The organism is Streptomyces sp. NPDC006368, from assembly GCF_040612535.1.
Classification (GTDB): Bacteria; Actinomycetota; Actinomycetes; order Streptomycetales; family Streptomycetaceae; genus Streptomyces.
Genome location: NZ_JBEXQK010000059.1, coordinates 23662 through 29817 on the forward strand (window position 1 = coordinate 23662; position 6156 = coordinate 29817).

At 74.6% G+C, this 6156-nt stretch carries 6 protein-coding genes and 2 pseudogenes; 2 read left to right on the forward strand and 6 right to left on the reverse strand.

All coding sequences use genetic code 11. The features are described 5' to 3' along the window. Positions 1-20 precede the first annotated feature (20 nt). Together murQ and ABZZ38_RS28390 are read right to left on the reverse strand one after the other, a co-directional pair. Positions 21-953, reverse strand: a complete 933-nt coding sequence (murQ, locus tag ABZZ38_RS28385) for an N-acetylmuramic acid 6-phosphate etherase (RefSeq protein ID WP_356745052.1) — start codon at positions 951-953, stop codon at positions 21-23. 14 nt (positions 954-967) lie between these two features. Further along, positions 968-1966 (reverse strand): MurR/RpiR family transcriptional regulator, encoded by a 999-nt coding sequence (locus tag ABZZ38_RS28390; protein WP_356745062.1) that lies wholly within the window; start codon positions 1964-1966, stop codon positions 968-970. A 340-nt stretch (positions 1967-2306) separates the two neighbouring features. Here ABZZ38_RS28390 and ABZZ38_RS28395 point away from each other — a divergent pair, with 340 nt between their 5' ends. Further along, entirely contained in the window at positions 2307-2663 is a 357-nt protein-coding gene (locus tag ABZZ38_RS28395) for a hypothetical protein (RefSeq protein WP_356745054.1), read from the forward strand. Then, positions 2660-2935 carry a DUF4031 domain-containing protein gene (locus ABZZ38_RS28400; protein ID WP_356745056.1) on the forward strand — a complete coding sequence of 92 codons (276 nt, stop codon included), beginning with the start codon at positions 2660-2662 and terminating at the stop codon, positions 2933-2935. Before ABZZ38_RS28395 ends, ABZZ38_RS28400 begins: the two co-directional genes overlap by 4 nt. A gap of 39 nt (positions 2936-2974) precedes the next feature. Here the strand turns inward: ABZZ38_RS28400 and ABZZ38_RS28405 are convergent, their stop codons facing one another. The 4 genes and pseudogenes from ABZZ38_RS28405 to ABZZ38_RS28420 form a co-directional block, all read right to left on the reverse strand. Next, positions 2975-4213, reverse strand: coding sequence for a Cmx/CmrA family chloramphenicol efflux MFS transporter (locus ABZZ38_RS28405; protein ID WP_356745064.1), 1239 nt, complete (start codon positions 4211-4213; stop codon positions 2975-2977). 185 nt (positions 4214-4398) lie between these two features. After that, positions 4399-5034: pseudogene (locus ABZZ38_RS28410) on the reverse strand (hypothetical protein); the annotation flags it as partial. 79 nt (positions 5035-5113) lie between these two features. Further along, complete coding sequence (locus ABZZ38_RS28415; RefSeq protein ID WP_356745058.1) at positions 5114-5710, reverse strand: dihydrofolate reductase family protein; 597 nt, start codon at positions 5708-5710, stop codon at positions 5114-5116. A gap of 171 nt (positions 5711-5881) precedes the next feature. Further along, positions 5882-6156: pseudogene (locus ABZZ38_RS28420) on the reverse strand (heavy metal translocating P-type ATPase); the annotation flags it as partial.

Consider the following 6156-nt stretch of genomic DNA (forward strand, 5'->3'; position numbering starts at 1 on the left):
GCCCGGACGAGCGGGGCGGCTCAGGCGGTGTCGGTGGTGGTGGCGGTCGCCAGCGCCTTGCGGAGGTGGCCGTTGGATTCCTTCAGCAGCCGTTCCGCCGTCGGGGCGTCGATGTCGGCCAGGAGGGTGAGGATCGCGGGCTTCACCTCGCCGTCGGTGGCCTCCAGGGCCGCGTCGATCTCCGGCTGCGACGCGCCGGTCGCCTGCGCGACGATGCGGCGCGACCGGGCGCGCAGCTTGTCGTTGGTCGCCCGGACGTCGACCATCAGGTTCCCGTACGTCTTGCCGAGCCGCATCATCGTGATCGTCGAGATCATGTTGAGGACCAGCTTCTGCGCCGTACCGGCCTTCAGGCGGGTGGACCCGGTGATGAACTCGGGGCCCACCACGACCTCGATGCCGTGGTCGGCCGCCGCCACCAGCGCGCTGCCCGTGTTGCAGGCGAGGCCGATCGTCAGCGCGCCGAGCGCCCGCGCGTGTGCGACCGCGCCGACGGCGTACGGGGTGCGGCCCGACGCGGAGACGCCGACCACCGTGTCGTCGGGGGTCAGCCCCAGCGCCGCCAGGTCGCCGGCCGCCAGGGACGCGGAGTCCTCGGCGCCCTCGACCGCGCCGGCCATCGCCTCCGGGCCGCCCGCGATCAGGCCCACGACCTGCCCGGGGGCGGCGTTGAAGGTGGGCGGGCACTCGCTGGCGTCCAGGACGCCGAGCCGCCCCGCCGTGCCCGCGCCCGCGTAGATCAGCCGGCCGCCGCCCGCCATTCGCTCGGCGGTCGCGTCGATCGCGGCCGCGATCCGCGGCAGCTGGGTGGCGACGGCGGCGGGGACGGACCGGTCCTCGGCGTTCATCAGGCGCACGATCTCGGCGGTGGGGAGACGATCGATGTCCGCCAGTTCGGGGCGGAAGGCTTCCGTGGTGAGGTGGGCGAGCTGGGCGTGCAGATCGGACGTCATCGTGCGGGGCTCTTTCAGCGGGTGCGGGGGGCGTGGCGGTGCGCGAGCGCCTCGTACGACGCGGCGAGCGCGGGCGCGGCGGTGTCGTACGTACGCTGGGTGACGCCGGTGAACAGGCAGTCGACGACGAGGAGTTGACTCGTTCGGGACGACATGGCGGCCGGGCGCAGTTCGCTTTCGCGGGCGATGGAGGTCGTCAATATGTGGTCGGCGTACTGGGAGACCGGGCCGTTCGGGCGGCCGGTGATCGCGACGGTCGTCGCGCCGTGGTCGAAGGCGACCCGCAGCGGTTCTATGACGTCGCCGGTGGAGCCCGAGTGGGTGATGGCGATGGCCACGTCACCGGAGCGGAGCTGCACGGCGTTGGTGACGGCGAGGTGCGGGTCGCTGTGCGCGTGGGCGACGAGCCCGATCCGCAGCAGCTTCTGCGCGAGGTCCTGGGCGACCAGCCCGGACGCGCCGACGCCGTAGATGTCGGTGCGGCGCGCGGCGGCCAGCGCGGTGACGGCGGCGCCGAGCTGCACCGTGTCGAGGCCGGCGGCGGTGTCGGCGAGGGTCTGCTGCTCGTCGTACGCCAGCTTGGCGACGACGTCCGCGAGCGGGTCGTCGACCGCGATGTCGGCGGTGACGGACGGCGCCCGGCCGGACTGCTGCTGGGCGGCGAGCCCGGCGAGTGCGAGACGCAGGTCGCGGTAGCCGGGGTAGCCGAGGAGGCGCGCGGTGCGGACGACGGTCGCCTCGCTGGTGCCGGTGAGTTCGGCCAGGCCGGTGACCGTGAGGGCGGCGCAGCCGGCCGGATCGCCGGCGACGGCTTCGGCGACCCGCTGCATGGAGCGGGTCATGGACGGCGCGAGGGTGCGTACCTTGGCGGCGAGGGCCGCGGGGGCGGGCGGGGCGTCAGCCCTGCCGGACGCGGCCGGGACCCCGGACCCCCCCGGCGCCGCACCTGACGCGGCCTTGGCACCGGACGCACCCGCCGCACCCGACCGCGCCGACGCACGGGCCGCCGGCACCGCGCCGGACGCGGCCTTGGCACCGGAGGCGCTTGCCGCGCCGGACGCGACCGTGACGCCCGATGCGGCCGTGGCGCCCGACGGCGCCGACGCGCCGGACGCGGTCTCCGCGCCGGACGCGGTCTCCGCGCCGGACGCGGGTGAGGCCCCGGACGCGGGCGAGGCCCCGGACGCGGGCGGGGCCCCGGATGTGGCCGACCCACGAGCCGCACCCGACGCGTTGGACGCGCCGGACGACGTCGGGGCGCCGGTGGTGAAACTTTCCTTCACTTCATCGGTCACAAGACGAAAGCTATTTTCAGCCCTCAAGGTCGTCAACCCCAGGGGTGACAATGGCAGCATGAACGCGGTAGACCCCCTTGAGCAGGCCCTGCACGCCGCCCGCGCCCTGGTCCTCGCGGACCTGATGGCGCGCGATGTCGCCGAGGCCGAGGTCGTCTCGCTCGTCGAGGCCGCGGTGACCCACCGCCGCTGGTGGGTCGAGCAGTGGCCGGAGGGGATCGCGTACCTCGCCGGGCTCGTCGCCCAGGACGTCCAGGACGCGCTGCTGGAGCGGTACGGCCGCTGGCCGCTGTGTCCGGTGTGCGACGCGGGGGACCCGCACGCGCTGGACGTCGAACCGGAGCTGGGCCCCGACCCGCACTGGGTGTGCGGCAAGGCCGGGGTCGTGGTGGCGCGCGTCGGTGGCCTCACGTGACGGTCTACATTGACCCCCCGAACTGGCCCGGCCACGGCCGGATGTGGTCGCACCTGGTCAGCGACGTGTCGTTCGAGGAGCTGCACGCCTTCGCGGCGGGGATCGGCGCTCCGCGCCGCGCGTTCGACCGCGACCACTACGACCTGCCGTCCACGCGGTACGCGGACGCGATCGCGGCCGGCGCCGTGGAGGTGGACTCCAAGGAGCTCGTACGGCTCCTCACGGCGGCGGGGCTGCGCCGCCCGAAGCACGGCGGCCCCCGTACTCCCTGAGCGCCCCGCGCCAGGGCGCGGACGTGACCCCGGCGCGGGTCAGACCCGGGTGGTGCGGTCCTGCGGAGCCGGGCCGGCCGTTTTGGACGTGCCCGTGATCACCCGGGACGGTGACGGGGAGGCGGACGCGGAGGCCCGCTGGTGGAGGCGCAGTGCCAGGCCCACGGCCGCCAGGGCGAGGAGGGTCATCGCCGCTCCCGCCCACGCCGTGGACTGGAACCCGAAGTCCGCGTCGATGACGGCCCCGCCGAGCCAGGGGCCACCCGTGTTGCCCAGGTTGAAGGCGGCGGTGGTGGTGGCGCCCGCCAGTGTGGGGGCGGCGCCCGCCACGTTGAACATCCGGGCGTTCAGCGCGGGAGCCGTGTAGAACGCCGACACCCCGAGCAGGAACGACAGGACGACCACGGCCACCGGGCTCGACGAGAAGACCGCGAGCGCCGCCAGGAACAGCGTGGACGCGGTGATGCCGCTCAGCAGCACACCGAACAGGTGGGCGTCCGCGACCCGGCCGCCGATCACCGTACCGACGAGCGCGCCGATGCCGAACAGGGCGAGCACCGTCGGCACCCAGCCGGCGGGCAGCCCGGCGACGTCCGTCAGCAGCGGGGCGAGGTAGGAGAAGGCGCAGAAGACACCGCCGGCCGCGAGCGCCGTGATGACGACGGCCAGCCAGACCTGACGGTCCCGGTAGATGGTCAGCTCACGCCGCAGCCGGGGCTTCTCGTCGGGGAGGGGGATGCGGGGGATGAGGGTCAGGACGCCGGCCAGGGCGACGGCGGAGGCGGCGCCCACCGCCCAGAAGGCGGAGCGCCAGCCCAGGTGCTCGCCGAGGAAGGCGCCGGCGGGGACGCCCAGGACGTTCGCGATGGACAGCCCGCCGATCATCACGGCCATGGCCCGGGCGCGCGCCCCGACCGGCACCGTCGCGATGGCGACGGCCGCCCCGACCGCCCAGAAGCCCGCGCAGGCGAGGGCGCTGACCACGCGGGACGCGAAGAGGACGCCGTACGAGGGCGCCAGCGCGCCGACGACCTGGCCCAGCCCGAACACCGTGATCAGCGCGGTGAGCGTGATCTTGCGGGGCAGCCGGAGCGTGGCGACGGCCAGCAGCGGCGCACCGATGACCATGCCGATCGCGAACGCGGATATCAGCAGCCCGGCGCGCGGGATCGAGACGTGCATGTCCTCGGCGATCGGCGGAAGCAGCCCGGACAGCATGAACTCGCTCGTGCCGAGCGCGAAGACGGACAGGCCGAGGATGTAGACGGCCAGGGGCAGGCGGGTGCGTTCGGCGGAGGACGGCATGACAGGGGTCAACGCCCCGTTGATCGCTTACATTCCCGTGGTGCCGGGGGTGCCGGGGGTGCCGGGGGTGCCGGGGGTGCCGGGGGTGCCGGGGTGCCCGGGGTGCCTGTGGAGCCCCGGGGGCTCGCGGCGGCTCCGGGGTGTCCCGGCGTTCCCAGGGTCAGGAGTTTCAGCTCCGTCGACAGGTTCTGCCGGGCCCGCTCCTCCCACGCGCGTGCGCCCGGCGGCGTACGGAACAGGCACGGCAGGCCGAGCAGCTGCCGCAGGACCGCCGCCCGCCCCTCCCGGAACGCGTCGTCCGGTACGAAGCCGTACTCCTCCCGTACCGCCGCCGCGTACGCCGCGTACTCCTCCGGCGGCGCGGCCAGGACCGCCAGGTCCGCGTCGCACAGCACCTCGCCGTTGCGGTCGCCGTCCTCGGGGTCGTGGGTGACCGTCAGCCGGACGAGCCGGGCGACCTCGCGCGTACGGGTCCCGTCGACGCCGAGCTCGCTCAGGGCGCGCTCGGCGAGGCGGGCGCTGCGCTCCTCGTTGGTGGAGCGGTCGGGGAGGTAGACCGCGTCGTGGAACCAGGCGGCGAGGCGTACGGCGTCCGGGTCGTCGGCGTACGCGGCCAGCTCGTCGACGCGGTCGAGGACCGCGATCAGGTGGTCGGTGGTGTGGTAGCGGCGCTGCGGCTCCGCCCAGCGGGCGAGCAGGTCGTCCGCGTACCGCTCGGTGCCGGGCGCGGGCGCGGCCGACGCCCAGCGGCGGCGCAGGTCGTCGTGGGCGGGGTGCTCCGGAAGTGCGGCCATGGGGCTCATTGTGCCGCGCTGCCGAGGGCGGCCGGGGCGGGCGGCCGTAAGGCCGTCCGGCACCGCTCGGCCGGCCCGGCTACCGCTCGGCCGCCGGCCGGTAGGTGCACACCTGCACGCCCGCGTCGCTGGTGACCGTGGAGACCAGCTCCAGCGTGCGCAGCCCGCCGTCGGCGGGAAAGATCGACTTACCGCCACCGAGGAGCACCGGCATGATCATGAGCCGGAGTTCGTCGACGAGACCCTCGCTCAGGAGCGTGCGTACGAGCGTGGGGCTGCCCATGACGACGAGGTCGCCGCCGGGGGCGTCGCGCAGGTCCCTGACCCGGGCGACGGTTTCGTCCCCGGCGATGAGGGTGGTGTTGTTCCAGGTCAGGCGGGTCTCGTCGAGCGTCCCGGACACGACGTACTTCCGGATGGCGTTCATCCTGTCGGCGAACGGGTCGCCGGCCCGCTCGGGCCACGCCCCGGCCATCGTCTGCCAGGTGCGGCGCCCGAAGAGCAGCGCGTCCGCCTTGCCCAGCGCGGAGTCGAAGGCGCCACCCACCACCTCGGGGTCGAAGAAGGGGTGCGACCAGCCGCCGTGGGCGAAGCCGCCGTCGGTGTCCTCGCCGGGGCCGCCGGGCGCCTGCACGACGCCGTCCAGGCTGATGAACTCACTGATTACGATACGCATCGGACGCGCTCCTCTTCTTCGTCAGCGTGTACACGGGTAGGACGGCGGCCCCGACCGAAAGTCATCGCTCCTCACGCGCCCCATGGTGTGACCTGGCGCACACAGGTGCGGGGGTGGCCGCCGTTCCCGGGCCTTCCGTCGTGATCCACCGATCACGCCGCCGCCTTCGTCCTACGACGCCGCCCTGAAGCCGCGCAGCCGCAGGCTGTTGCCGACCACGAAGACCGACGAGAACGCCATCGCCGCACCCGCGATCATCGGGTTGAGCAGCCCGGCCGCGGCGAGCGGCAGCGCCGCCACGTTGTACGCGAACGCCCAGAAGAGGTTCGAGCGGATCGTGCCCAGCGTCCTGCGCGAGAGGCGGATGGCGTCCGCCGCCGCCCGCAGGTCCCCGCGTACGAGGGTGAGGTCGCCCGCCTCGATGGCGGCGTCCGTGCCGGTGCCCA

What these genes read in the sequence shown, in the direction of transcription:
- murQ (WP_356745052.1), bottom strand. Translation starts at nt 953, where the DNA reads ATGACGTCCGATCTGCACGCCCAGCTCGCCCACCTCACCACGGAAGCC.
- ABZZ38_RS28395 (WP_356745054.1), top strand. Translation starts at nt 2,307, where the DNA reads ATGAACGCGGTAGACCCCCTTGAGCAGGCCCTGCACGCCGCCCGCGCC.
- ABZZ38_RS28415 (WP_356745058.1), bottom strand. Translation starts at nt 5,710, where the DNA reads ATGCGTATCGTAATCAGTGAGTTCATCAGCCTGGACGGCGTCGTGCAG.